The following is a 26,620-nucleotide window of genomic DNA, read 5'->3' as shown; positions in this document are numbered from 1 at the left end:
ATCTGGTCACGCGAAAGAGTCTGGCCATGGAGTTCATCAGATGACTCAACTGCTGTGGTGTTCAATTGATAACGATGACTCACGCGACCTTGACCAAATATCATCAATCGAGCAACTAGAGCAGGGCAAGGTTCGGGTTTTCGTTGCCGTGTCTGATGTTGACAGCGTGGTCAAGAAAGGCTCTCCGATTGATGAACATGCGAGGCTAAATACAACTTCTGTCTATAGCTCTGCTCGAGTGTTTCCCATGCTGCCAGAGCAGCTATGTACAGGTCTCACCTCTTTGAACCAAGATCAAGATCGCTTGGCTCTTATCACAGAGATGACCTTCAGTGGCGATGGTCTTCTGATTGAGTCGAACATATATCGGGCAGTTGTGCGGAACAAAGCAAAGCTTGCATACGACGCAGTGTCGGAATGGTTCGAGGGAGTCGGGGAGTTGCCAGAGTCTGCGCAGAAAGTTGCGGGGATGGACACCCAGTTGAGGATGCAAGATGAGCTCGCTCAGAAACTGCGATTGCTAAGGCGATCGCAAGGATCGCTGGAGTTAGAAACTTTTCAGCCTCATGCTGTGTATGACGGCGACATCATCATCGACATTCGTCAACAGCCACACAATCGGGCTCGTCAATTGATTGAGGAGTTGATGATTGCGACTAACGGTTGCACGGCGCGCTTCTTGGCCGCGCAAGGCACCGCTTCATTGCGAAGGGTAGTCCGTTCACCAGAGCGTTGGCAGAGAATTGTCGAAGTCGCTGAAAGCTACGGCTGGAGCTTGCCAGATGAGCCTGATGGAGAGGCTTTGCAGGCATTTCTTGCAATGCAGCACCAGGCAGATCCCTTGAGATTTCCGGATTTATCGTTGGTGATCATAAAGTTGATGGGGCGAGGTGAATATGTGGTTGAGCGCCCGCGCGGGCAATCTATCGGCCATTTCGGATTAGCGGTGCAAGACTACATGCATTCAACAGCCCCTAATCGACGTTACCCAGATCTGATTACCTTGCGTCTGCTCAAATCTACCCTTGCTGGGGAAAAGTCCCCCTATACCTACGATGAATTGGAGGCTCTTGCCACACATTGCACCACTCAAGAGGATGCGGCTCAAAAAGTAGAAAGGCAGGTGCGTAAGTCGGAGGCTGCTTTGCTATTGCATGATCGAAGAGGTGAAATATTTGCAGGGCTCATCATTGGCGTAGGGGAGCGCGGAACTTGGGTGCGTATTTTTAAACCTCCCGCAGAAGGTCGCTTGAAGGGAGACCTCCCTACTCTTAATGTGGGTCAAAAAGTGAAGGTAAAGCTTGTTTCTACCTCAGTTGAGCGAGGATTTATTGATTTCACTATCGTTCATTGAGATTCAATGGAAAATATTGGTCTTGGCAGAAGTGGAGAGTTTAGGAGGTGATCTTCTGCCGAAAAGGTTTTTCATATCCCCCTGGCATGCGGCAGGCATTTCCGGAGCTACTGCTTGAAGCGCATATTCCAATGGCAACCCAGAATGCGCGACGCAGATGGATGCTTGATCAGCGACAGGAGTTTTCCTTGATGTTCTGGGTGCCCGGGATTGCAATGATCAGACTTAATTTTCAACTGAAGTTGAACTACCAAGTTTTAGAGCACGATGCAGATTTTTTCTTCTACATACATGCTGCTAATACTTCTCATCAACAAGTGTCATCTGAGCATTTGACAGTAAGTGAGGCAAGTGCTGACTGGGAGATTCAGCAATGTCAAGACGTCACGCAACGTTGTCTAAGGGTCAGTGCCAAGCCTGGCACACTGACTGTGCATTACGAGGCAATCGTAGAGATTTCTCACCATAAGGCCGAGCCAGGATACGTTTCAGAGGTGCCTGTTCGGCGGTTGCCGTTAGAGGTGATGCAATATGTCTATCCCAGCCGCTACTGCCAGTCGGACCGATTGTCGAAGTTTGCGGTCGATCGGTTTGGTCATCTGCCGCAAGGCTACACCAGAGCCCAAGCGATCTGTGATTGGGTGAGGCAAAACGTGACATTTCGGTCGAATACGTCTATTGGTACAACTTCAGCAGTCGACACGCTGATCGAGCGGGTAGGTGTGTGTCGTGATTTTGCTCATTTAATGATAGCGATTTGCCGAGCAATCAACTTACCTGCGCGATTTGTGACAGGTACTGACTATGGCGCTGATCCGGCTCTGGGGCCAAGCGATTTCCACGCCTATGTGGAAGTTTATCTGGGATATCGCTGGTTTATTTTTGACCCATCAGGAACGTCTATTCCCATGGGGCTGATGCGAATTGCAACGGGGCGGGATGCCGCAGATGTGGCTTTCGCAACCATATTTGGCAGCGTGATCAGTGAGCCTGCGCACATTCATGTTCAAGTTGAACATTCGGAGAAGAAGAATTGGGAGTGGCCCGTTTATACGTCGCTTGCTCTGTCAACGGAATAGTCCGATGTGATGCACAGGCATTGAGGTAGAAGTTGCTGCGGTACTTTGGAGTAGCGTGTGTGCCGCCAATCTCTAGTAAGAAACCGAGGCTTCTCTCAGGCTGACAGTCAGGGCGTTGCTATCTGATGTGTCCACTACAAGGCAAAGGAGGGTGGCTGCAAACATCGCTACGATTTAGACGCAGGCAAAAAAGTGGGTAGAAGCCGCTTCAGGTTGTGTATCCACTTTACGCAGGGAATGGCTTGTGTACTAGCCATTCTGGCGCTGGAGATGTGAAGCGAACGCTTGTATCAGTGGCTGGCAGAGGCAGTGAAGGAGGCCGAGCAGGTGCTGGTGTTGGTGCCATTCGGCATATTTGATGCCGCGTCAGCCTAGCGTTGGGCCCCTTGTGGCTGCCTGCAACTGACCAACGGCAGACGCTCGATGAGCGGGAGCAGTAGCCCGCAGATGTGCAGAGCACCAAGCAAAGAAAAAATAATAAAATTTGCGCTTCTTATGTAAAAGTATTATGATTGGCACCAGCTGCAAACTTCAACTAGTCGCCTTGCAGCGTCTTCCGGAAGGCAAGAACGTCGTCCGGCAAGGAATTTTTTGCGAGGCATCTCGCACCGTTGGCTGTAGAGCAGCAGCCAATCGAGTTATCGAAAGCTCATGCGGGCTGCTAGCCTGCTCTGATTGAACTAGATTCCACTGACTCCTATCGCCATGGGCAAGTACTTCGTTACGCCCACATCACACAAGACCAATTGTGGTCGCTTTCAAGCTTCCTTCGCACTTCAGCGCACAAGGCAGAACAGCAACTATTGCCGTGTTTTTCGCTTTGACAAAACATTTGCCTCGACCGAAGCAGCAAAGATCTTTGCTGTAACCCAAGGCTGGCTGCATACCTCCATGCAGCCATTGACGTGCTGAGCCGCTAACGAGCTCCCAACTTTTTCGGTTGCTGTGGATTCCCATTCCCACTGCCACATTCAAACGATGCGTCAATCCTTGATGCGTCACCACTAGAAAAGGCTCCCATGAGCACAAAAATTTACGTTGGCAACCTGCCATACTCCGTGACCGACTCCAGCCTGCGAAGCAACTTTGCAGAGTTCGGAACCGTAACCTCTGCCAAAGTCATGATGGATCGCGAGACTGGGCGCTCCAAGGGCTTTGCGTTCGTTGAAATGACGTCTGCGGACGAATGCCAGGCAGCTATTTCTGGTTTGCATGGCATGTCCGTCGATGGACGTTCGATCGTTGTCAATCTTGCGAAACCTCGTGAAGAAGGTCGTGGATTCGGTGGCAATCGCGAATTCCGTGCCAGCTCTCGTCCCAATGTTGGCTATGGCAACGATGGCTATGGCGGCGGCTACTGATCTAGTTGCGAACTCAAGAAAACGCCCTCAGTTCGAGGGCGTTTTTGTTCCAGTGAGTGGGCCGATTGCTACGGCTTGCAGACTGCTCGCGGGCCTTCTATGAGGTGCGGGTTTTGAGGAATGCAGCGTGTTAGGTCTAGCTTGTGGTTGCGCGGGCTGATGGCAAGGTCGCAACGTCCATGCTTGTGATGCTCATCCTTGGCATCAGCATGCAGGTCGTCAAGTTGAGCAGGAAGCCAAACAAAAAACAGTTCCAGGCGAACTAAGGCTTTCCAGGACGGTTCATCGGTTATGGTGGGCAACTTAAACCACTAAGGAATCGCCTGATGCCAAAACCCAACTACCAATTCGAAAAAAGGCAGCGGGAGCTCGAGAAAAAGAAAAAGAAGGCTGAGAAGGCTCAGCGCAAAGCTACTGAGTCCGAAACAGTTGCGCCGGTCCTGAACTCTGAGGCACTGGTTGAAAGCAAGTAGGTAAGGGATAGGCTTTGTGTCGGCGCGACTTTTGACAGTCTCAAAAGAGCCGCGCCGGCACTTCGATCAGCAGCTTACCAACGCATGATCAATGGTGCCTGGGTGTCTGCAGTCTTGAACTTTGGAAGCTGTAAAAAAAATTGCCTGCAAGATGAGTCATCGTGCAGGCAATCTTTTTGCCAAAACCGGAACACATGCCGGAACATTTCCCGGAACGTCTTCAAAAGTTATAGCATTACATCCGTGGTGCCCGGGGCCGGAATCGAACCGGCACGCCTTGCGGCGGGGGATTTTGAGTCCCCTGCGTCTACCAATTTCACCACCCGGGCTTCGCTTAGCGCAGACGCGAATTATGGCACAGTATTGGACATGAAAACTTATTCGACCATCGAACATGCTATCGGTCACACGCCGCTGGTGGCATTGCAACGCATCGGCGCGGATGCCAACCGCGAACGTGCAAACGTAGTGCTGGGCAAGCTCGAAGGCAACAACCCGGCCGGCTCCGTCAAGGACCGGCCTGCGCTGTCCATGATCCAGCGTGCTGAAGAGCGCGGTGAAATCAAGCCGGGCGATGCACTGATTGAGGCAACGTCGGGTAACACCGGCATTGCCTTGGCCATGGCTGCTGCCATCAAGGGCTATCGCATGATTCTGATCATGCCCGAGGATCTGTCCATTGAACGCGCCCAGACCATGAAGGCCTACGGTGCCGAACTGATTCTGACGCCAAAGAGCGGCGGCATGGAATATGCGCGCGATCTGGCCGACCAGATGGTGGCGCAGGGCAAGGGGGTGTTGCTGGATCAGTTTGCCAACCCCGACAACCCGCGGGCCCACTACGAAACCACAGGTCCGGAACTGTGGGAGCAGACCGGTGGCGAGATCACCCACTTCGTGAGTGCCATGGGTACTACCGGAACCATTACCGGCGTGGCCAAGTTCCTCAAGGAAAAGAACCCGAACATCAAGATCATCGGCGCTCAGCCTTCCGAGGGCTCGCGCATTCCTGGCATCCGTAAATGGCCCGAGGAATATCTGCCCAAGATCTATGACGCTTCGCTGGTCGACGAGCTAGTCTATGTGTCCCAGGACGATGCCGAAGACATGGCCCGACGCATGGCGCGCGAAGAGGGCATCTTCGCAGGCATCTCGGCCGCCGGTGCATTGTGGGTGGCCCAGGAGATTGCCAAGCGCGAGCAGAACGCCACCATCGTGTTTGTGGTCTGCGACCGCGGTGATCGTTACCTCTCTACCGGCGTGTTCCCGGCATGAGCCATGTCTTTTGCGTGATAGCGCAAAAGTGAATCAAAGCTCCAAATGACAGGCAGCGCTTATCCATCAAGCGCTGACTGCTATCAATATCAAGAATAGGACTTGCGCAAACAAGAATGCAACGGCGGCCTGCCTTCTGAGGCAGACGCCTCGCCTGAATCCGTTTTGCGTAAGTCGTGAAGAATACGGAGAGCCTCATATGGCTTATGAAGTCCGCTTTTGTTCCAATTGCGCGACCGAGCTGCAATGGATTGTGGCCAGCGAGGACAGCGGCGAGGTACAGCGTCTGCGCTGCCCGAATTGCGGGTTCACGCACTGGGGCAATCCCACACCGGTGCTGGCGGCCGTGGTGGAAGGTGACGATGGTCGCGTGCTGCTGGCGCGAAATGCGCTGTGGCAGGAGGGCGTTTTCGGCCTGATCACAGGCTTTATGGAGGCCGGTGAATCGCCCGAAGCCGGAATCTGTCGCGAGGTGCTCGAAGAAACAGGGCTGCGCGTGAAAGCGCTGCGTCTGCTGTGCTGCTCGGAGTTTCTGCGCATGAATCAGGTGCTGATTGCCTACCATGTGCGCGTGGAGGGCAGGCCCGAAGACGTGAGGCTTTCTCCGGAGCTGCTGGAATATCGTTGGCAGACGGCCGAGGAGTCGCTGTGCTGGCCTGCGGGCACGGGCTACGCGCTGGCAGAGTGGATCAAGCAAAAAGGCTTTGAGCCGCGCTTTGGTGCTTTCCGTCCCGGCCAGAACCCCGAGCCTGATCCCGCCAAATGGCCTGTGCGACGCTGGGCCGATGACCCGCGCTTTACCGTGGCCCCTGCTCTGGTTTGAGCAAAGACCGCGCTGCTGCTGCCAGCGCCCGGTTTTTCTACAATCGGCGCTGACGAGGAATTCACCCCATGCACGTAGACCAAGAAGTTGACACCCGCGGCCTGAACTGTCCGCTGCCCATTCTCAAGGCCAAGAAAGCGCTGGCCGCCATGCAAAGCGGTCAGTTGCTCAAGGTCGTGGCCACGGATACCGGCTCCATCCGGGACTTCCAGGCCTTTGCCAAGCAGACCGGCAATGAACTGGTGGAGCAGCAGACGGTGGGTGATGAATTCATCCATATCCTGCGCCGACGTTGAAGACCGGTGCTTGACGTGACAAAGGCCTGCATTTGCAGGCCTTTGTCATCAGGGGCTTGGGGGACCGGGCTTAGAGGCTCAGGTTCTTGAGGTACTCGCGAAAGCTGTCGCCCACATCGGGGTGCTGCAGCGCCAGCTCCACCGTGGCCTGCAGAAAGCCTTCCTTGCTGCCGCAGTCATAGCGTTTGCCGGCGTACTGGAAGGCGTAGACGGCCTCATGCTGCATCAGGCGCTCTATGGCATCGGTCAGCTGTATCTCTCCGCCCACGCCCTGGGGCTGGTTGCGGATCTGGTCGAAGATGGCCGGGGTCAGCACATAGCGGCCTGCCACGCCCATGCGCGACGGGGCTTTTTCCGGAGCGGGCTTTTCCACGATCTCGTCAATACGCATCAGCGGTCCGCCCGCAGGCTCGCCCTTGACGATGCCGTAGCGCTTGGTGTGCTCAAGCGGCACTTCCTGCACGGCCAACAGCGAGCGGCCCTGCTTCTGGAAGGCGGCCGTCATCTGCGCCATCACGCCGGGGCCGCCATTCTCTCCGGTCATCAGATCGTCGGCCAGAATCACGGCAAAGGGCTCGTTGCCCACCAGAGGCTCTGCGCACAGCACGGCGTGGCCCAGACCCAGGGAGCGGGGCTGACGCACGAACAGGCAGTTCATATCGGCCGGGCTGACGCTGCGCACCAGGTCCAGCATGGCCTGCTTGCCGGCATTCTCAAGCTCGTTCTCGAGCTCGTAAGAGGTGTCGAAATGGTCTTCGATGGCCCGCTTGCTGCGGCCGGTGACAAACACCATGTCGCGGATGCCGGCCTCGTAAGCCTCTTCGACCGCGTACTGGATCAGTGGCTTGTCCACCACGGGCAGCATCTCCTTGGGGGAAGCCTTGGTGGCGGGCAGAAAACGGGTGCCCAGACCTGCAACGGGGAACACGGCTTTGCGGACGCGGGTTTGATTGCTCATGTGCTTGTCTTTTCTGGATGGAAAAAGGCGCAGTTGCCTGCGCCTTGTTTTATCAGGCAGTTTAGCGGTGTTTAACCGAGGCGAGCCAGTTGCTCGTTGATACGTGTCAGCGTGGCGCCAAAGTCGGCCAGACGCTTACGCTCCTGCTCCAGCACGGCGGCGGGCGCCTTGGCGCAGAAGGCTTCGTTGCCCAGCTTGCCATTGGCTTTCACGATTTCACCTTCCAGACGCTTGGCTTCCTTGCTCAGGCGGGCCTTCTCGGCTTCCACGTCGATCTCCACGAACAGAGCCAGGCGGATGTCACCCATCACGTTCACGGGCGAGGCTTGAGCCGCGGTAGCCCAGGCGGCTTCGTCATCAAACACCTTGACTTCGCTGAGCTTGGCCAGGTTCTTGAGCACGTCGGCATTGGCGCGCAGGAAGGCCGAATCATCGGCATTGCCGGCCACGGCCAGCAGTGGCAGGCGCTGGGCGGGAGACACACCCATCTCGCCGCGCAGGGCACGGCAAGCGTCCACCATCTGCTTGATGCGGCCCACGTAGGCAATCGATGCTTCGTCGATCTTCTCGGGCTGAGCTTCGGGATAGCGGGCCACGGCGATGGAGTCGCCCTTGAGGCCGGCCACGGGCGCAACCTGCTGCCACAGTTCTTCCGTCACAAACGGAATGACGGGGTGGGCCAGACGCAGAATCGCTTCCAGCGTACGGATCAGCGTGCGGCGGGTGGCGCGCTGCTGGGCTTCGTTGCCGGTCTGGATCTGCACCTTGGCGATTTCCAGATACCAGTCGCAGAACTCGTTCCAGACGAAGTCATAGATGGCGTTGGCCACGTTGTCGAGACGGAACTCGGCAAAGCCCTTGGCCACTTCAGCCTCGACCTTCTGCAGCTGCGAGGCGATCCAGCGGTCGGGCTGGCTGAAGTGCATATAGCCAGCGAATTCGCCGCCGGGCTGGCATTGTTCCTTGGTGTGAGGAGCCAGGCCGCAGTCATGGCCTTCGCAGTTCATCAGCACAAAGCGGCTGGCGTTCCAGAGCTTGTTGCAGAAGTTGCGATAGCCCTCGCAGCGCTTGCTGTCGAAGTTGATGCTGCGGCCCAGCGAGGCCAGGGCCGCAAAGGTGAAGCGCAGCGCATCGGCGCCGTAGGCGGGAATGCCTTCGGGGAATTCCTTTTGCGTGTTCTTGCGCACCTGGGGAGCTGTCTCGGGCTTGCGCAGGCCGGTGGTGCGCTTTTCCAGCAGCGGCTCCAGCGAGATGCCGTCGATCAGATCGACCGGGTCCAGCACATTGCCTTCGGACTTGCTCATCTTCTTGCCCTGTGCATCGCGCACCAGGCCGTGGATGTAGACATGCTTGAACGGCACGCGACCGGTGAAGTGCGTGCTCATCATGATCATGCGAGCGACCCAGAAGAAGATGATGTCGTAACCCGTCACCAGCACCGAGGAGGGCAGGTAGAGGTTGTAGTCATCGTCGGCGGCATTGCCCTGCTCGGGCCAGCCCATGGTGCTGAACGGCACCATGGCAGAGGAGTACCAGGTGTCCAGCACGTCGGCATCGCGGGTCAGCTTCTTGCCGGGGGCGATCCGGTCGGCCTGTGCCTGGGCTTCGGCTTCGTTCTTGGCAACGTAGATATTGCCTTCTTCGTCATACCAGGCGGGAATCTGGTGGCCCCACCAGAGCTGGCGCGAGATGCACCAGTCCTGGATGTTGTTCATCCACTGGTTGTAGGTATTGACCCAGTTCTCGGGCACGAACTGGACTTCGCCGGAAGCAACGGCGTCGATGGCCTTCTGGGCGATGGACTTGCCGCTCGGGTCCTGGTCGCTGACCTTGCTCATGGCAATGAACCATTGGTCGGTCAGCATGGGCTCGATCACCTGGCCGGTACGGTCGCAGATCGGCACCATCAGCTTGTGCTTCTTGATCTCGACCATCAGGCCCAGCTCTTGCAGGTCGGCGACGATGGCCTTGCGGGCCACGAAACGGTCCATGCCGCGGTATTTCTCGGGCGCCTCGTCGTTGATCTTGGCAGTCAGCGTCAGCACGCAGATCATGGGCAGCTTGTGGCGCTGGCCCACCTGATAGTCGTTCTGGTCGTGGGCCGGCGTGACCTTCACCACGCCGGTGCCGAACTCCCGGTCCACGTATTCGTCGGCAATGATGGGGATCTGGCGGCCCACCAGCGGCAGGGTCACGGTCTGGCCGATCAGGGCACGATAGCGCTCATCTTCGGGGTGGACCATCACGGCCACGTCGCCCAGCATGGTTTCGGGGCGGGTGGTGGCGACCACCAGATTGCCTTCACCGCTGGTCAGCGGGTAGGCAATGTGCCAGAGCGAGCCGTCCTTTTCCTGGTTCTCGACTTCCAGGTCGGAGACGGCCGACTGCAGCACCGGGTCCCAGTTCACCAGGCGCTTGCCGCGGTAGATCAGGCCTTGCTGGTACAGCTTCACAAAGGTCTCGGTCACCACCTTGGACAGCTTGTCGTCCATGGTGAAGTACTCACGGCTCCAGTCCACGGTGTCGCCCATGCGGCGCATCTGGGTGGTGATGGTGTTGCCGGATTGTTCCTTCCACTCCCAGACCTTCTTGGTGAACTCGTCGCGACCCAGGTCATAGCGGCTCACGCCCTGGGTCTGCAGTTGGCGCTCGACCACGATCTGGGTGGCAATGCCGGCGTGGTCGGTGCCGGGAATCCAGGCCGTGTTGTAGCCCTTCATGCGGTGGTAGCGCGTCAGCGAGTCCATGATGGTCTGGTTGAACGCGTGGCCCATGTGCAGCGTGCCGGTCACATTGGGAGGCGGAAGCTGGATGGAGAACGAGGGCTGGGTTGCATCGGGCTTGCCCGTGCCGCGCACGCCGGCGTGGCCGTAGCCGCGCTTTTCCCACTCGGGGCCCCAGTGGGCCTCGATGGTGGCGGGTTCGAAGGATTTGGACAGGCTCTCCAGGCCGGGTTGTGCAGGGGTGTCGCTCATAGTTTGCTTGTCAAGGAAAACGGCATCCCTGGGGATGCGGTCGATAGTTCGAGACGGATTGACCGATTCTAGCGATCTGGTACATGTGAGCGGCGCGGGTGGGTACTGGCTTTAGCTGGGTCGCGGAGACCGGGCGGGTAAACTGCATCCATAGCCCTGGCTTGCCACCCCGTGGCCCAGATGCACGAGGATGGCCTGAGCCGTCCCGGCGCAGAGAGCGGCCGACCCGGAGGTTTCCGCAGCCCGGCCGCACAACGAGAGGATTACCCATGAGCACATTTCCCCCCTGTCCCCAATGCCGTTCCGAATTCACCTACGAGGATGCAGGCCTGTTCGTCTGCCCCGAATGTGCCCATGAGTGGTCCGCCGAGGCCCAGGCAGCGGGCGAGCCGGAGTCCAGGGTCTACCGCGACAGCGTAGGCAATGTGCTGCAGGATGGCGATAGCGTCACCGTCATCAAGGATCTGAAGCTCAAGGGCTCGGCAGGTGTGGTCAAGGTGGGCACCAAGGTGAAGAACATCCGCCTGGTCGATGGGGATCACGATATCGACTGCAAGATCGATGGCTTTGGCGCCATGAGCCTGAAGACGGAGTTCGTGAAAAAGGCCTGAGTCGGCGGTCTGACCGGCCCAAAGCGCAAAAGGCATCCCTGGGGATGCCTTTTTTATTGCCGCGCTTCGATTTTCATCTGGACGGGCAGCCGTCAGGGGCGCCCGGAGCGCTGTTCTTAAACCGTGCCGGGAGGCACGAACTCCGGGCGGTCGTTGCTTTGCGGCTTGAGCGGAGCGCCGGACTTGCCTTCGGCGCGTTCCTTGCGCCACTGCTCCTTGCGTGCGGTCCACTCGTCCAGGCGTGCATGGGCGGTCTTGCTTTCCTTGAGCATCTGCAGTTCGTCGGCCAACTGGGCCGTCAGCTCCAGGCGGATGCCGTTGGGGTCGAAGAAATAGATGCTCTTGAAGATGTGGTGGTCTGTCACGCCCAATACCTCCACGCCGCAGGCCTGCAGACGGGCCTTGGTGTTTTCCAGTTCCTGCACGGAGTCCACACGGAAGGAGATGTGGTTGATCCAGATGGGCGTGTTGGGGGAGGGCAGGGCTGCTTCGTCGTCGCCAATGTCAAAGAAGGCGATGAAGGAGCCGTCCTTGAGGCGGAAGAAGAAATGGGTGTAGGGGCAGTACTCGCCTGTGGAGGGGACGTAGTCGCTCTGGATGATGTGATAGAGCGGCAGGCCCAGGATGTCCTCGTAGAAGTGACGGGTCTCTTCTGCATCCTTGGCCTTGTAGGCGTAGTGGTGCAGCTGCTGCACGGCGGCAGGTGCGGGCAGCTGGCTCATGTCCGCGCGCCGGGGCTGGGAGTAAACCGGAGTAGGGGCGGCTTGGCTCATGCGATGTCTCCTTCGATTGTGTGAGTGTTTTTATTCTACTATTCGTAATTGATTAACCTAAAGTAAATTTTTCATGGGGGAATTGGCATCTGCAGTGGGGTGCAGATGCAAAAAAGCCCGGACCGCTTGCACGGGCCGGGCCAAAGAGAGAGCCCGCAAAGGGCTTCACTCGAGAGTCTTTGCGGACGGATTACTGCTTCACGGCTTCGATCTGCAGGACCAGACGCACTTCCTTGGGGAAGCCGTAAGGGATGCCGTAGTTCACGCCCCACTGGGTGCGGTCGATGGTGGCCTCGAAGTCGCCGCCGCAGACTTCACGCTTTTGCAGCATGGGGCTTTCGTAGCAGGTGAACTTGTTGGCCTTGACGGTGATGGGGGCGGTCTTGCCCAGCAGCGTCAGCTGGCCGGTCACTTCCTTGAGCTTGTCGCCGTCAAACACAAACTTGTCGGAGACGAACTTGGCTTCGGGGAATTTTTCCACGTTGAAGATGTCGGCGCTTTGCAGGTGCTTGTTGAAGGCAGGCGTGCCGGAGTTCACCGAAGTCATGTCCAGGGTCACTTCCACCTTGCCGGTCTTGGCCGCCTTGTCGAACTGCACAGTGCCGCTTTTCTTGTCGAAGCGGGCACGGTTGGTAGAAGCACCAAAGTGATCGATCTCGAAAGTCGCGAACGTGTGCGTGGGGTCGATGGCGTAAGTGGCAGGTGCCGCCTGGGCTGCGGTGGCAAACAGGGACGCAGCGGCCAGGGCGAACAGAGTGGAACGCATTGTGAATACTCCTTCAGGGATTGGAACTATCAAAACATGAGCTGTCAGCGCTTGACTATCAAGGGCTGAGACCGAAAAACGCTTAAAGCTTGCCGACGCCGGTCAGAGCCAGCTTGAATTGCACATTGACCTCGTCGGCCACCATGGAGGTGTCCTTCCAGTCGCCGTCGCCGATCTTGAAGTTCAGGCGCTTGAGTGCCAGCGTGCCGGCGGCAGTGGTGGTGGCTCCGGACTGGGTCAGCGTTACGGGCAGGCTTACCTTCTGTGCATTGCCCTTGATGGTCAGCGTGCCGTCCACCTGGAACTTGCCGCCGCCCAGAGCCTTGACGGCGCTGGAGTCGAACGTGGCCTGGGGGAACTTGGCAACGTTGAACCAGTCTGCCTTGGGCAGTTCGGCATCGGTTTCCTTGGCACCCATGGTGGCGCTGCCGGTATCGACCGTGAAATGGATCTTGCTGCTCTCGGGCTTGGCGGCGTCGAAGGCGATCTGGGCGTCGAACTTCTTGAAGTGGCCCTTGAGCGGCACGCCCATCTGCTTGGCTTCAAAGTTGACGGCGCTTTGTGCGGGCACCAGGGCTTGAGCCGCCTGGGCGGCAGTGCCCATGAAGGCGGTAGCGATCAGTGCGGAGGAAAAAAGGATTTTCATCAAAAAACTCCTTGTGATGAACGTATAAAAAACTCAAAAGCCGGTCCGGCTTGAAGGAGCGGGACAGCAAGCAAGCGCCGCCGCGCAGCAAAGCTGTCGTCCCCCTGGGGGAAGCGGCGGGGGCCGCCCCGGCAGCGCCGCTCAGGGGGGACTACTGGCTTGGAATCATTCGTGACAGCAGTCCGTCGCGGTCAATGATCTGATGCTTGATGACGGCGGCGATATGCATCACCACCAGGGCTGCCAGTGCATAGGCCAGATAGCCATGCCAGGGTTTGAGCGCTTCGGCCAGTTCGGGGCTCTTGCTCACCAGGTCGGGCAGAGGCAGCTGACCGAAGAGCACGATGGGAAAGCCTGCTGCCGAGCTGTACATCCATCCCACCAGCGGGATGGCAAAGAACAGCGCATACATCAGGTGGTGCACGCCATGGTGGGCCATGCGCTGCCAGCCTGGCATGGTGCGGGTGACGGCTTCGGGCAGCTCCGGCGGCCGGTGGGTGACGCGCCAGACCAGGCGCAGCACGGACAGGATCAGAATCGTCATGCCCGCCCATTTGTGCCAGTTGAAGTATTTGAGGCGTGTGGGCGAGAAAGGCAGGCCTGTCATATAGAGACCAAAGGCGAAGATGCCGATCAGCGCCAGGGCCAGAACCCAGTGCAGGGCGATGGCGGTACCGGTGTAGCGGGAGCTTGAGTTCATGGAAGCTGCAATCAGAAAGTGCGGGTTGCGGGCGCTGGGGCCTGCTGAAATTGATATGCAGTGTATGAAGCGACGAATGCAAAAAGGTTCAGCAGGATTGAGGTCTCAATTCAAAAAAGCTGAATGACCAAAGCCCGGACCGCAGGCTGCAGCAGGGCCGCGGATTTCTTCAGCACTGAGCGGAATATGGATATGCCGCTTTGCACGACAAGCACCAATGTCGGGAACTGGTGTTGATGAGGATCAATTTTCCGAGTAATTAACTTGTGATTTGAATACGCGGACTGGCTTTGCAGCCGCTGTTTCTATACTCCGCGCCTCTTAGTCTTTTCAAAGACCAAAGCGTGGCGGACGGCCAAGGCTGGCGATATGTGGGCAGTAATGCCGACAACAACTGCAGCCGTTATCACCTGCTTTTTGACTCTTGGACGTCTACAACGTCCTGGAATACATAGTCATCTAGCGATGTGCCCACGCCAGTCCTTGCTGTTGCTGTGCGCATTGCAGCAAGGAGTTGGAACCGTGTCCAAACTGGACTTGAATCGGCGCAGTTTTCTGAAGGCTGCCGCCGCCATGGGCGTGATTGCAAGTGTGCGCCCGGTCAAAGACGCGCTTGCGGAATTGATAACGCCTGCCGGCGGTCAGGAGACCCACTGGATCAATGGCAACACCCTCAACTACCGCCGCGACGGCCTGGCCAAGGTCACCGGGCAGAAGGTCTTTGCCATCGACCTGCGCGCCAGGGACATGCAGGGCTGGCCCGCGCAGCAGTCGCACGCGCTGACCATCCATATCCCGCGCGCCGACCGCATCTACGAAGGCCTGGATCTGTCGGTGCTGGGCAGCGACTACCAGCCCGATGTGCTGATTGACGCCGAGTCCATCGCTGCCGACGGCGTGGGAATGCCCGAGCCGGGCTTCTACGGCGAGTTCTTCGTCAAGAAGGGTCAGGTCTCGCCCATGCTGGGGCACCCGGTGGCCGTGGCCATCTGGCACGACTACGAGAAGTTCCGCGTGGCCAACCAGCGCCTGCGCTTCAATGAGGCGATCTTCCGCTTCGGTGCCGAGGCTGCCCAGCCACCGCGCGCGCCTTATGTGGCCGCGCGCTATGTACGCGTGCAAGGCGAGGACGGCTATGGCGAGGACAGGTTCTCGCCCATGAAGAACACCGTCATCTGGCCGCAGCTCGATGAAAAAGGCGTGCACTGGCCCGACAGCAGCCACCCTGCCTTCGGGGCGCTGATGGGCGAGTCAGCCCGTATCCAGGCCGAGATGAAGCAGCCCAGGGACGGTTTGCGCACGTTTGCGCGCAAGTACTACAGTCAGTCCATCGAGCATGTGGCCATGGAAATGGAAAACGGCCTGGCCTGGTATGAGCAGGGCAGCGGTGCGCTGCACATGGTTGCCGCGAGCCAGGCGCCCTACGGCACGGCCGAGCATGTGATGCACATGCTCAAGGACAGCAAGCTGCCGCTGAACCAGCTCGACTACATCAGCTCCTACACCGTGGGCTACGGCCAGAAGGAGCACCATCCCTTCCCGTTCTATGTGGCACTGGCCTCGCTGTACGCACAGGGCCGCCCGGTGCGGCTGGCGCTGGATCGCTGGAAGCATTTCCAGTTCGCACTCAAGCGCCATCCCTTCGATGTGGAGACCGCGATCTCGGTGGACAAGGACGGCAAGTTCCACGCTCTGACCTGCCACATGGTGGGCGACGGCGGCGGTGTGACCAACTTCAGCCCCTCGGTGGGCACGGTGGCGGTGACGGCGGCGCAATCCATTTACTACTTCCCCGAGAGTGACCTGTCGACCGAGGTGTACCCCTCCATCGGCGTCACGGCCGGCTCCATGCGCGGCTACGGCACGGTGCAGTCCATGGCCTATACCGAGATGCTGGTCGACGAGATCGCCCAGGAGATCGGCCTGGATGCCATCGAGCTGCGCCGACGCAATGTGCTCAAGAGCAGCATGAAGAACAGCCAGGGGGCCTCGCCCTCGGGGCATCTGCGCATTGGCGAGATACTCGACATGGCTGCCAAGGATGCGATGTGGACCGAGCGCGCCAAGCGCAAGGCCGACTTCGAGGCTGCCAACCCCGGCCTGCGCTACGGAATAGGCTTCGGTGCGGTGCAAAAGGACTTCGGCACCGGAGCGGAAGCCTCGATCGCGCAGCTGGAGATCACGCCCGAGGGGCGCATCAAGATGCGCCACATCGCCACCGAGATCGGCACCGGCAGCACCACGGCGCAGTTGGTGGCGGTCGAGCCCTTCCTGGGCCGCCCGGCGGACGATGTGGACTTCGCGGTGAACCATTGGGACAACCTGCCGCTGCATACCAAGGACGAGCCCTACACCACGCCTCAGGCCAGGGAAGACGAGCTGGCGCGGGACCCGACCTGGACACCGCGCCTGGTCTCGCCGGTATCGGCCTCGAACTCGGCCTATTACTTCCGCCACGCCACGCAGCAGGCGGCGCAGCTGCTGCTCAAGCTCTGCCTGTGGCCTGCGGCCCAGTCGATCTGGTCCGGCAAGGAAGGTGGTGGTCAGCTGCTGCCGAGCACCGTCACCGAAGACATGCTGGAGTGGCGTGATCGCATGCTCGTGGCCGAGGGCCTGGAGCCGCTGAGCCTGGAGCGTCTGGCTGCCCGCGCACACGAGCTGGGCATGGTGACCGGCGTCTGTGTGCACGCCTTCAACCGCTGGGCCTGGGCCAAGGCCGACTTCACGGTCGAAGGAAGAAAGTTCCAGGCCATGATCGACGCCCTGTCCGTGCAGTACGGCAAGGGTGCCGGCGAGGCCAAGAAGGCTGCGATGAAATCCGGCGGCTATGCCTTCATCGCACGCGACAAGGTCTATTACCCGCCGGTGCAGCGCACCAATGCGGGCACGGTGTACTACGCGCCCTGCGCCACCATGGTGGAGTTGTCCGTATCCCCGGGCACGGGCAAGGTGAACATCCTCTCGCACAAGACCTGGCTGGAATGCGGCACGCAGATCGTGCCCGAGCTGGTCTCCGGCCAGATCCAGGGCGGCGTGGCCATGGGCATTGGCCATGCGCTGTACGAAGACCTGCCGCTCCGTGAGACCGGCCCCGGCAACGGCCAGTGGAACCTGAACCGCTACCACGTGCCGCGCGCCAGCGAAGTGGCCGTATGGACGGCCGAGGGCGTGGTGCTGCCGCCGCTGTCGCGCACCGATCCGCCCAAGGGCATGGCCGAGGTGGTGATGATTCCGGTGGTCGCTGCCTGCGTCAACGCCATCGCCCATGCCACGGGCAAGCGCTTTTATGCCACCCCCGTGACCCCCGACAAAATCAAAGAGGCACTGTGATGCAGGACCGTATCCAATTCTCCGCCACCATCAATCGCAAACAGGTAGGCCCCGTCGACGTTCCCAAGGACTTGATGATGATCGAGTTCCTGCAGGAATACGCGGGCATGAACGGCACACGTCTGGGCTGCGGCCAGGGCGTGTGCCGCGCCTGCACCATCATCGTCGACGACCCGGAAAAAGGCTCGATCACCGTGCCTGCCTGCGTGACCGGCGTGACCTGGCTCAACGGCAAGACCATTCGTACCGTGGAGGGCATTGCCTCGGTGGACGACAAGGGCGTGGTCCATCCTTCGCCGGTGCAGAAGGCTTTTCTCGAGCACTACTCCTTTCAGTGCGGCTACTGCACGCCCGGCTTTGTGAACTCGGCCACCGTGCTGGTGGAAAAACTCCAGAAGCACCCCGTGCCCGCCGATGAGGTGGAAAAAGCCATCGAGGAGCAACTGGAGCCTCATATCTGCCGCTGCACCGGCTATGTGCGCTACTACAACGCCGTGCGCGACGTGATCCTGAAGACGCCGGGCCTGACCACAGGCAAGCGCAGCAAGGAGGTCGTGAACAATGGCTAAGACCTGGATCAAAAGCCTGGGCGCAGCCGCCGTTCTGGGCGTGCTCGTGGCCGGGAGCATGTACCTGTACGGCAGCGCAAGCGGTGACGTCCCGCCGGCCACGGTGGACTTTGCCAAGCTGGGTCCGCAGGAGTTCGATGCGCTGTACAAACGCGGCGAGCAGGTGTTTCGCGGTGGTGACTGCGCGGCCTGCCACAGCTCTCCGGCCACAGGGGCGGAGCTGGCGGGCGGTGTACCCATGGTCACTCCCATGGGTACGCTTTACGGTACCAATATCTCGCCTTCCAAGGAGCACGGCATAGGTGGCTGGACGGCCGACGATCTGTACCGGGCAGTGGCTGCCGGCATGGCGCCAGGGCGCAAGAACCTGTATCCGGCCATGCCTTATGCCAGCTACCACCAGATCACGCGTGCCGATGTCGATGCGCTCTGGGTATGGCTGATGAAGCAGCCTGCCGTGGAAGTCGCCAACAAGCCCAGCGAGATGAACTTCCCGTTCAACATCCGTCCTGCCGTGGCCATGTGGAATGCGCTCAATCGCCCCGCAGCCAAGGAGTTCGACATGTCGGTGGACGAACTGGTGCGCGGCAAGTATCTGGTGGATGTGCTGGGCCACTGTGCCGAATGCCACAGCCCGCGCACCAAGGCCACCTTCGCCATGGATGGCTCGCGCTATCTCGAGGGCAATACCATCGAGGGTTCGTACGCTCCGGCGCTGACCCCCGATGCCCTGAGCGAGCGCGGGTGGACCAAGGACGATCTGGTCAGATTCTTCCGCACCGGCCTGTCGCCTCAAGGGGTGATGACTTTCCGCATGTCATCGGTGCTCGAGCATTCCACCTCGCGCATGGCGGAGGCCGATGTGCGCGCCATGGCCGCCTATCTGACCCAGAACCGCGAGCTGCCCGGGCCCAAGGTCAAGGCTGCCGAGGGGCAGACCAGCGTCAAGGGCGAGAACCTGTACCTGGGCCTGTGCGCGGGCTGCCATGGTGCGCAGGGCCAGGGCCAGCCGCATTCGTCGGTGCCCATGAGCACCAACACCACGGCCATGTTCCCCACACCAATCAACCTGATTCGCGTGATCCGCGAGGGCGTGCACGAGCGTGATCTGGCTCATGGCGAGCGCATGCAGACCATGCCGGGCTATGCCGACAAGCTCAGCAACGAGGAGATGGCCGATCTGGTCAACTACATGCGTCAGACCTGGGGCGGCCGACCTGGCGACGTGACCGCCGCGCAGGTGGCTGAGCATGTGAAGACCATAGAGCACAGCAAGTAACTCCGGACTGGCTCGAGGCCACGGTCGCTCGCGATTTGCCGCGGCGGCTGTGGCCTTTTGCTTTGCGCTAAGGGGCTGCAGGGTCGTGGGCCGCATAGCGTCCGCGCGACGCCGTGTCCCTTGCGAGGCTGCGCCTATTCGTCCTGCGCCGGATTGTCCGGCAGCACCACCATGGCCTGGGCTGCGAGTTTCCAGGCGATGGCCGAGGCCTCCATATCGCCACGGTGCTCGGCCATCAGCGCCAGGCGCTGCCAGGCGCGGGTGCGCAGCTGGGGGTCTTGCAGCTGCGGTGCGGCGCGGGTCAGCAACTGCTGGGCCTTGCCCCACAGCTCGCGCTGTACGCAGGCCATGCCGGCCAGGTATTGCAGGCGCGGCTCGCGCGGGTTGGCATTGGCCGCAGTCTCCATGCGCGCCAGCCAGGCGCCATCCAGCTTGCCCAGGCTCGATTGCAGCACCTCCACCAGCTTGGGCAGATGCGTTTCCGTGCGCGGGCCGGGCTGGGTCAGCAGATGTTCCCAAACCGGCAGCAGCCAGGTGCGCGCCTGCTGGGCTTCGCCGCCCAGTTCGATCAGGCGCTCGGTGGCCGGAATGGCCACTTCGGGCATGGCGCGCTCGTCCTCATCCAGTGACAGCCAGAACTGCTGCAGCGCCGAGGTGTCGCGCGCATCGCGGATGCTCGCCAACAGCAGGCCGCGCACCACGCTGGCTGAGGCTGCGGGAGAGAACGCACGGTGCTTGGCCAGCAGACGGGCGGTGTCCAGCGCCACCTGCGTGTTGCCGGACAGGCGTGCGGCCTTGAGCTTGATGCGCAGGGCAATCGTGCGGCGGCCCGCACCCAGCGGCAGCTCGCCCAGACGCCGAATCGATTCGGCAGCATCGCGGTCGTCCAGTGCCCAGCGGGCGGCGCGCATCTGGGCGCCTTCGCGAATTTCCGAGTCCTGGGTGTTGCCGGGCACCGGCAGCACGTCCAGAGCCTGCTGCCAGTGCTGGTCGCGCAGGGCGGCATCCTGCAAGGCATGGGATGCATCGGCGGCGATCAGATGGGCGGTGGCGTTCAGGCGCTCGCCATAAGGCAGGCCTGCCTTGGCCTCGCGCAGCGATTGTTCGGTGGACAGGGCCGCGAGCGCTGACTTGCGGGCGCGCAGGAAGCGGCCGGCCTGCAGATGCGAGAGCGCTTCGAGCAGGCTCTGGTTCATGCCGCGCTCTTTTTGCTGCATGCGCCAGCGGCGTGCCTGGTGCGGCATTTGCAGCAGCACCGCCAGAGCGCGCAGCGCGGCATAGAGCAGCACGAACGCGAGAAATAGCAGAACCAGGGCCAGGTTCAGCGACATGTCCACTCGGTAGGGCGACCAGAACCAGGTGACCGAGCTTTGGTTATTGCCGGCAAACAAGGCCATGGCCACGGCCACGGCAAACAGACCCATCAACCACAAGGCGGCGCGCATCTCTGTGTCCTCCCCGATCAGCGGCCGGCTGCCGCCGTGGCCAGTGCATTCAGCGTGTCTTCAAGCTGTACGCGTCCGCCCGAATGCAGATTGGCCTGAATCTGCTGCAGCTGTGCCTGGGCGATCTGGGTACGCCGCGAGCGTGCGTCGAAGTATTTGTTGAGCAGGGCGCCTGCCGCGCTCAGGTCGGCGCGGGCCGACTCCCATTGGCGCGACAGCAGTGCCAGACGGGCATTGAGCAGTTGCAGCTTGAGGTTTTCTCGCAGGAAATAGCCCTGCTCGGGGGCCAGCAGGGCCACCTCGGGGTGATCGATGCGGCGCACGCGCACCAGATCGGCCGCACCGTCCCGGAAGGAGTCCCAGACCCGCTGACCCTGGCCTTGCCACCAGATCCACTGCGTGGGCGAGAGATCGGCGTCCTCGGGCGTGTCATGGGCGGCCGCCGTCTTGCGGGGCTGGGCATCGCGCGCGCGCGGACGACCCACATCGTTGATCAGGGCCAAGTCGTCTACCTGGCGGATCAGGTCTTCGATACGGCTGAGCACTCCCGTGGTGTCCGTCACGCTCATGCGCGAGAGCTTGTCCAGATCCAGGTCGATGGCGCGCACCACCGGGGCCAGGCGCGGCTGGGCCGTGCTTTCCACACGCTTTCTCGCCGATTTGAGGCTGGCGACCAGCGGCTGCAGGCTGCCCGAGAGCTCGGCCTGCTGCTGGGCCATGCGTACCGAGGAATCGATATCGGCCACCAGGTTTTCATCGCGCGAGCGCGATATGCTCTGCATCAGCTCTTCAAGCTGGTTGCGCTGCAGGCTGATTTCGGCCACACGGGCCTCCATCACGGAAACGCGTGCAGCACTGTCGCGGGCGAGATCCTGAGCGTCCTTGGCCAGGGTGCGTGCCTCCACCGACTGAGCGCCCGACTGCGCCGACTGACGCGCCAATTGCTCCTGCATATTGCCCACGCGCTGCCACAGCATGCCGCAGGCCACCAGGGCGGCGACGGCCACCGCGCCCAGCGTCAGCACCAGAGCCACGGGCGCGCCCCGCCCGGTCTGAACAGGGGCGGGATGGTCCTGGCTGGGTGGTGGGGCTATGGGTTGCTTGTCGGAGGTGGGGATGGCATCGGAGCTCATAGAACCGATTCTATAGACGCCACCACATCGTCCAGACTTGGGCGACTGTGCAAAACCCGACCGAAACCTGCTGAAAGTGCTTTGCTGGCAATGCGTTCGTGGGTGGTGAGCGCTAACCCCAGGTGCCATTTTTGTTGGGGCAGAAGCTGTTGCAGGTTGGCAACAGCTTCCGAGCTGCTGAACAGCCACAGGCTGCCGTCGCTGGCGGCCTGCCGCGCGACATCCAGCTGCTGCGCCGTCCAGCTGGGAAGCTGGCGCTCATACACGGCCAGCAGTTCCACCTCGGCTCCGGCGTCACGCAGCCGGGCTGCCAGCCAGTCACGGCCCGCACCCTGGGTGGATGGTGCAGGCCTGCCGGCATTGCCGGTGGCGGGGCTGGCGCCGCGCACGATCAGCACGCGGTCGCCCGCTCGAATTTGGTCATGGACGTTCTGCCACAGCGCTTCGGACTCGAACTGGGCGGCATCGGGGCTGGGGCCGTCGATCTGGCGGAAGCTCAGCCCGAGTTCCAGCAAGGCACGCTCCGTACCCGGGCCCGGAGTCCATGCTCTGGTATCAGGAGCTAGAAGCGATTTTCCAGTGGGCGTTTGAGGTGTGTTTGATGCAAAGAAATACTGTGCCGCATTGCCGCTGACAAACATCACGGCCCGGTAGTGCCCGGGCTTGAGCGCCAGCTGGCGTGCGCTCAGCAGAGCTTGATGGGCAGCCGGGTCCGTGCAGCCTGCGATGGCCAGCAGCGGCAAGACCTCGGCCTGCAGGCCGCGGGCACGAAACGCGTCGACCCAGGGTTTCGCATCATGCAAAGGGCGGGTGACCAGAACACGGCGCATGGGCAGGCGTGGCTCAGTCCTGCTTGGGCGCCGCAGGTACGGCACCCGCCGCTTGCAGCTGCGCGGCCAGTTGCTCGCCCAGGGCGTTGGCGCTGGCAAAGTCCGTCACGCTGGCGCTGGCCTGCACGCGCACCAGGCCCTTGTCGCCTTCCATGTCGCCCCAGGCCGCATCCATGTGCAGGATGTCGCTTTCAAAGCGGCCGTAGGCGGCCAGCGGCATGGAGCAGCTGCCGCCCATGCAGCGGCTGACGGCGCGCTCGGCAGTCACGGTCAGCCAGGTGGGCATATGGGCCAGCGGGGCCAGGGCGTCGATGATGTCCTGGCGGTCTGCGCGCACCTCGATGCCCAATGCGCCTTGACCGGCAGCGGGAAGCATCTGGGCCGGATCGAACCTGGCGCGGATGCGATCGCTCATCTCCAGGCGCATCAGGCCGGCGGCGGCGAGCACGATGGCGTCGTACTGACCTTCGTCGAGCTTGCGCAGGCGGGTGTTGACATTGCCGCGCAAGGCCTCGATCTTGAGATCGGGGCGCAGCGCCTGCAGCAGGGCCTGGCGACGCAGGCTGGAGGTGCCGACCACGGCCCCCTGGGGCAGCTCGTCCAGCGATGCATAGCGGTTGGAGACAAAGGCGTCGCGCGGGTCTTCGCGCGTCATCACGCAGGCCAGCACAAAGCCCTCGGGCAGCTCCATGGGCACGTCCTTCAGTGAGTGCACGGCCAGATCGGCGCGGCCTTCCTCGAGAGCCACTTCCAGCTCCTTGACGAACAGGCCCTTGCCGCCCACCTTGGACAGGGCTCGGTCCAGAATCTGATCGCCCTTGGTCGTCATCCCCAGCAGATCGACGCTGTGGCCGCGGCCGCGCAAGATCGCCTGCACATGCTCGGCCTGCCACATGGCCAGCTGGCTCTCGCGTGTGGCAATGACGATGGATGCGGGTGAGGATGCAGAAAATTTCATGACGGCGCGGTCTCGAACGGGTAACAGGGAATGCTAGCATGGCAAGTTGCCTTACACCGTGCCCAAGGAGAATAGTTCATGCCTTCCGCCCGCCCCAAGAGCGCCGCACATGCAGACAAACATGGCGAAAAGCCGGCACGCAAGACCGACAAGGATTTGCCGCTGATCGAGGACATACGGCTGCTGGGGCGCATTCTGGGCGATGTGATTCGCGAGCAGGAAGGTGGGCCGGCCTACGAGCTGGTCGAGCAGGTACGCCAGCTTTCGGTGGCCTTCCGGCGCGATGCCGACGAAGCGGCCGACAAGGCACTGAAGAAGCTGCTCAAGGGACTGTCCAGCGACCAGACGGTGAGCGTGATTCGCGCCTTCACCTATTTCTCGCACCTGGCCAATCTGGCCGAAGACCGCCACCACATCCGCCGCCGCGCCGTGCACGAGCGCGCCGGCAACACACAGGAAGGCAGCATCGAGGTGGCACTGGCACGCCTGCGCTGGGCGGGCATCTCGCCCGCCACGGTGGTCGACACGCTGGCCAGGAGCTTCATCTCGCCGGTGCTGACGGCCCACCCCACCGAGGTGCAGCGCCAGAGCATTCTGACGGCCGAGCGCCGCATTGCCCAATTGCTGGCCGAGCGCGACGATATCCTGATGCGCGCCCAGCTCTACAACAGTGCCAAGGATGCACTGACCCCGCGCGAGCTGACGCGGGTGGAGGCGCAGCTGCGTGCCTGCGTGGCCCAGCTCTGGCAGACCCGGCTGCTGCGCCATTCCAAGCTCACGGTGGCCGACGAGATCGAGAACGCCCTGTCCTATTACGAGGCCACGTTCCTGCAGGAGATCCCCAAGATCTACGAGCAGCTGGAGCAGGAGCTGGGCGAGAAGCTGCCCGAGCAGAGCTTTTTGCGCATGGGTCAATGGATTGGCGGCGACCGCGACGGCAACCCCTTTGTGACGGCAGAGAGTCTGGAGCTGGCCCTGTCGCGCCAGGCCGACGTGGCGCTGCGCCACTATCTGCGCGAGGTGCACTATCTGGGCGGCGAGCTGTCGCTGTCGGCCAATCTGGTCGATATCACGCCCGAGATGCAGACGCTGGCCGATGCCTCGCCCGACCACAATGTGCACCGCAGCGACGAGCCTTATCGCCGGGCGCTGACGGGCATCTATGCGCGTCTGGCCGCGACGCTCAAGCAACTGACGGGCGGCGAGGCGGCACGTCATGCCGTGGCGCCCCAGAATGCCTATGCATCGGCCGATGCGTTTCTGGCCGATCTGCAGATCATCGACGACTCGCTGTCGCGCTATCACGGCGATGCGCTGGCGCCGCAGCGCCTGCGCCCGCTGATGCGCGCGGTGCGGGTCTTCGGCTTCTATCTGTCCACGGTGGATCTGCGCCAAAGCTCGGACAAGCATGAGGAAGTGGTGCGCGAGCTGCTCTCGGTCGCCAAGGTCGAGCTTGATTACAGCCTTCTCGAAGAAGACGCCAAATGCGCGCTGCTGGTGCGCCTGCTCGAAGACGCACGCCCCCTGCGCGTCATGGGCGGCGACTACGGCGACCACACGCGCAGCGAGCTGGCCATCTTCGAGACCGCCAAGCGCCTGCGCGAGCGCCTGGGCGGCGAGGCGATTCGCCATTGCATCATCAGCCACACCGAGACCGTCAGCGATCTGCTCGAGGTGTTGCTGCTGCAAAAGGAAGTGGGCCTGCTGCGCGGCACCCTGCAGGACGGTGCGCAATGCGACCTGATCGTGGTGCCGCTGTTCGAGACCATCGAGGACCTGCGCAATGCCGCGCCCATCATGCGCCGCTACTACCAGTTGCCCGGCATTGCCGAGCTGGTGCGGAAAAGCGGCGGCGAGCAGGACATCATGCTGGGCTACAGCGACAGCAACAAGGACGGCGGCATCTTCACCAGCAACTGGGAGCTGTACCGGGCCGAGATTGCGCTGGTCGATCTGTTTGACGATCTGGCCGATCACTACGGCATCCGGCTGCGCATGTTCCACGGCCGCGGTGGCACTGTGGGGCGTGGCGGCGGCCCCAGCTACCAGGCCATTCTGGCGCAGCCGCCAGGCACGGTGCGTGGTCAGATCCGTTTGACCGAGCAGGGCGAGGTCATCGCCTCCAAATATGCCAATCCCGAGATCGGGCGCCGCAATCTGGAGACCCTGGTGGCCGCCACATTGGAGGCCACGCTGCTGCAGCCGACCAAGCCGGCGACCAAGGCCTTCCTGGAGGCTGCGGCGTTTCTGTCCGAAACCAGCATGGCGGCCTACCGCGCGCTGGTCTACGAGACTCCGGGCTTTACCAATTACTTCTTCAGCAGCACGCCGATTCGCGAGATCGCCGAACTCAATATCGGCTCGCGCCCCGCATCGCGCAAGGCGACCCAGGCCATCGAAGACCTGCGCGCCATTCCCTGGGGCTTCAGTTGGGGCCAGTGCCGCCTGACGCTGCCGGGCTGGTACGGTTTCGGCTCGGCGATCCAGGCCTTCATCCACCGTCCGGGCAAGGATGCCAAGGCCCAGCTGGCGCTGCTGCAGAAGATGTACCGCCAGTGGCCGTTCTTCCGCACCCTGCTGTCGAATATGGACATGGTGCTGGCCAAGAGCGACCTGAACCTGGCTTCGCGCTACAGCGAGCTGGTGACCGACACGCGCTTGCGCCGCCGCATCTTCGGTGCGATCGAGGCCGAGTGGCAGAGCACGGTGGAAGCGCTCAACCAGATCACGGGCGACAAGCAGCGCCTGGAGCACAACTCCGCACTGGCGCGTTCCATCCGCCACCGCTTCCCCTATATCGATCCTCTGAACCATCTGCAGGTGGAGCTGGTGCGCCGCTGGCGTGCGGGACAGACCGACGACAGGGTCAAGAACGGCATCCATCTGTCCATCAATGGCATTGCCGCCGGAGTGCGCAACACGGGTTGAGACTGCTGATGGCGGCTCCTGAATCAGGAGCTGTTGTCACTAATGAACAAAGGGTTTG

At 61.3% G+C, this 26,620-nt stretch carries 23 protein-coding genes and 1 tRNA gene; 13 read left to right on the top strand and 11 right to left on the bottom strand.

What is annotated here, in order from left to right; translation table 11 throughout:
* Positions 1-40: 40 nt before the first annotated feature.
* The 5 genes from FSY59_RS26130 to FSY59_RS27490 all read left to right on the top strand — a co-directional run bounded on the left by FSY59_RS26130 (position 41) and on the right by FSY59_RS27490 (position 4,267).
* Positions 41-1,354 carry an RNB domain-containing ribonuclease gene (locus FSY59_RS26130; protein WP_255439775.1) on the top strand — a complete coding sequence of 438 codons (1,314 nt, stop codon included), beginning with the start codon at positions 41-43 and terminating at the stop codon, positions 1,352-1,354.
* A 215-nt stretch (positions 1,355-1,569) separates the two neighbouring features.
* On the top strand, positions 1,570-2,433 hold the full coding sequence (locus FSY59_RS26125) for a transglutaminase family protein (protein WP_255439779.1): 864 nt from the start codon (positions 1,570-1,572) through the stop codon (positions 2,431-2,433).
* Between the two features lie 705 nt (positions 2,434-3,138).
* Positions 3,139-3,345, top strand: a complete 207-nt coding sequence (locus FSY59_RS27970) for a hypothetical protein (protein ID WP_080553866.1) — start codon at positions 3,139-3,141, stop codon at positions 3,343-3,345.
* 107 nt (positions 3,346-3,452) lie between these two features.
* On the top strand, positions 3,453-3,794 hold the full coding sequence (locus tag FSY59_RS26115) for an RNA-binding protein (protein ID WP_003052789.1): 342 nt from the start codon (positions 3,453-3,455) through the stop codon (positions 3,792-3,794).
* A gap of 326 nt (positions 3,795-4,120) precedes the next feature.
* Complete coding sequence (locus FSY59_RS27490) at positions 4,121-4,267, top strand: hypothetical protein (RefSeq protein WP_003052792.1); 147 nt, start codon at positions 4,121-4,123, stop codon at positions 4,265-4,267.
* Positions 4,268-4,511: 244 nt separating this feature from the next.
* Here FSY59_RS27490 and FSY59_RS26110 read toward each other — a convergent pair.
* A tRNA-Leu gene (locus FSY59_RS26110) sits at positions 4,512-4,596 on the bottom strand.
* Positions 4,597-4,636: 40 nt separating this feature from the next.
* On the opposite strand from FSY59_RS26110, the gene cysM reads away from it, so the two are divergent.
* The 3 genes from cysM (at position 4,637) to FSY59_RS26095 (ending at position 6,661) form a co-directional block, all read left to right on the top strand.
* Positions 4,637-5,542: a cysteine synthase CysM gene (gene cysM, locus FSY59_RS26105; protein ID WP_003052795.1), complete on the top strand. Its 906-nt coding sequence runs from the start codon at positions 4,637-4,639 to the stop codon at positions 5,540-5,542.
* Between the two features lie 199 nt (positions 5,543-5,741).
* On the top strand, positions 5,742-6,365 hold the full coding sequence (locus FSY59_RS26100; protein ID WP_003052798.1) for an NUDIX domain-containing protein: 624 nt from the start codon (positions 5,742-5,744) through the stop codon (positions 6,363-6,365).
* 68 nt (positions 6,366-6,433) lie between these two features.
* Positions 6,434-6,661, top strand: coding sequence for a sulfurtransferase TusA family protein (locus FSY59_RS26095; RefSeq protein ID WP_003052800.1), 228 nt, complete (start codon positions 6,434-6,436; stop codon positions 6,659-6,661).
* Between the two features lie 70 nt (positions 6,662-6,731).
* Here the strand turns inward: FSY59_RS26095 and galU are convergent, their stop codons facing one another.
* Both galU and FSY59_RS26085 read right to left on the bottom strand, forming a co-directional pair.
* Entirely contained in the window at positions 6,732-7,619 is an 888-nt protein-coding gene (galU, locus tag FSY59_RS26090) for a UTP--glucose-1-phosphate uridylyltransferase GalU (RefSeq protein WP_003052802.1), read from the bottom strand.
* A 71-nt stretch (positions 7,620-7,690) separates the two neighbouring features.
* Positions 7,691-10,594, bottom strand: coding sequence for a valine--tRNA ligase (locus FSY59_RS26085; RefSeq protein WP_003052805.1), 2,904 nt, complete (start codon positions 10,592-10,594; stop codon positions 7,691-7,693).
* Positions 10,595-10,863: 269 nt separating this feature from the next.
* Here FSY59_RS26085 and FSY59_RS26080 point away from each other — a divergent pair, with 269 nt between their 5' ends.
* Complete coding sequence (locus FSY59_RS26080; RefSeq protein WP_003052808.1) at positions 10,864-11,205, top strand: zinc ribbon domain-containing protein YjdM; 342 nt, start codon at positions 10,864-10,866, stop codon at positions 11,203-11,205.
* 116 nt (positions 11,206-11,321) lie between these two features.
* Here the strand turns inward: FSY59_RS26080 and FSY59_RS26075 are convergent, their stop codons facing one another.
* The 4 genes from FSY59_RS26075 to FSY59_RS26060 form a co-directional block, all read right to left on the bottom strand.
* On the bottom strand, positions 11,322-11,978 hold the full coding sequence (locus FSY59_RS26075; RefSeq protein ID WP_003052811.1) for a VOC family protein: 657 nt from the start codon (positions 11,976-11,978) through the stop codon (positions 11,322-11,324).
* 190 nt (positions 11,979-12,168) lie between these two features.
* Positions 12,169-12,744: a YceI family protein gene (locus FSY59_RS26070; RefSeq protein ID WP_003052814.1), complete on the bottom strand. Its 576-nt coding sequence runs from the start codon at positions 12,742-12,744 to the stop codon at positions 12,169-12,171.
* Between the two features lie 82 nt (positions 12,745-12,826).
* Complete coding sequence (locus FSY59_RS26065) at positions 12,827-13,390, bottom strand: YceI family protein (protein WP_003052816.1); 564 nt, start codon at positions 13,388-13,390, stop codon at positions 12,827-12,829.
* A gap of 151 nt (positions 13,391-13,541) precedes the next feature.
* Positions 13,542-14,090: a cytochrome b gene (locus FSY59_RS26060; protein WP_003052818.1), complete on the bottom strand. Its 549-nt coding sequence runs from the start codon at positions 14,088-14,090 to the stop codon at positions 13,542-13,544.
* 522 nt (positions 14,091-14,612) lie between these two features.
* On the opposite strand from FSY59_RS26060, the gene FSY59_RS26055 reads away from it, so the two are divergent.
* Genes FSY59_RS26055 through FSY59_RS26045 form a run of 3 tightly spaced genes read left to right on the top strand, consistent with a single transcriptional unit; the run spans position 14,613 to position 19,268 of the window.
* Complete coding sequence (locus FSY59_RS26055) at positions 14,613-17,420, top strand: xanthine dehydrogenase family protein molybdopterin-binding subunit (protein WP_148729962.1); 2,808 nt, start codon at positions 14,613-14,615, stop codon at positions 17,418-17,420.
* Entirely contained in the window at positions 17,420-17,989 is a 570-nt protein-coding gene (locus FSY59_RS26050; protein WP_003052822.1) for a (2Fe-2S)-binding protein, read from the top strand. The genes FSY59_RS26055 and FSY59_RS26050 overlap by 1 nt, the downstream gene beginning before the upstream one ends.
* Positions 17,982-19,268, top strand: a complete 1,287-nt coding sequence (locus FSY59_RS26045) for a cytochrome c (protein WP_003052824.1) — start codon at positions 17,982-17,984, stop codon at positions 19,266-19,268. Before FSY59_RS26050 ends, FSY59_RS26045 begins: the two co-directional genes overlap by 8 nt.
* Positions 19,269-19,402: 134 nt before the next feature.
* Here the strand turns inward: FSY59_RS26045 and FSY59_RS26040 are convergent, their stop codons facing one another.
* The 4 genes from FSY59_RS26040 to hemC are packed head-to-tail and all read right to left on the bottom strand — an operon-like array spanning position 19,403 to position 23,634.
* The gene (locus FSY59_RS26040) at positions 19,403-20,713 is read right to left on the bottom strand and encodes a heme biosynthesis protein HemY (RefSeq protein ID WP_003052825.1); all 1,311 of its coding nucleotides are present in this window, start codon (positions 20,711-20,713) and stop codon (positions 19,403-19,405) included.
* A 17-nt stretch (positions 20,714-20,730) separates the two neighbouring features.
* On the bottom strand, positions 20,731-21,846 hold the full coding sequence (locus FSY59_RS26035) for a uroporphyrinogen-III C-methyltransferase (protein WP_050872196.1): 1,116 nt from the start codon (positions 21,844-21,846) through the stop codon (positions 20,731-20,733).
* The gene (locus FSY59_RS26030; protein WP_148729961.1) at positions 21,843-22,676 is read right to left on the bottom strand and encodes a uroporphyrinogen-III synthase; all 834 of its coding nucleotides are present in this window, start codon (positions 22,674-22,676) and stop codon (positions 21,843-21,845) included. The genes FSY59_RS26035 and FSY59_RS26030 overlap by 4 nt, the downstream gene beginning before the upstream one ends.
* A gap of 13 nt (positions 22,677-22,689) precedes the next feature.
* Positions 22,690-23,634: a hydroxymethylbilane synthase gene (gene hemC, locus FSY59_RS26025; protein ID WP_003052830.1), complete on the bottom strand. Its 945-nt coding sequence runs from the start codon at positions 23,632-23,634 to the stop codon at positions 22,690-22,692.
* Positions 23,635-23,712: 78 nt separating this feature from the next.
* Here hemC and ppc point away from each other — a divergent pair, with 78 nt between their 5' ends.
* Entirely contained in the window at positions 23,713-26,562 is a 2,850-nt protein-coding gene (gene ppc / locus FSY59_RS26020; RefSeq protein WP_003052832.1) for a phosphoenolpyruvate carboxylase, read from the top strand.
* Positions 26,563-26,620 lie beyond the last annotated feature (58 nt).

It is taken from the genome of Comamonas sp. Z3 (assembly GCF_008121565.1).
GTDB lineage: Bacteria > Pseudomonadota > Gammaproteobacteria > Burkholderiales > Burkholderiaceae_C > Comamonas > Comamonas brasiliensis.
Note: the sequence above shows the minus strand (reverse complement) of the source record. Positions and strands in the feature narration are given on the sequence as shown.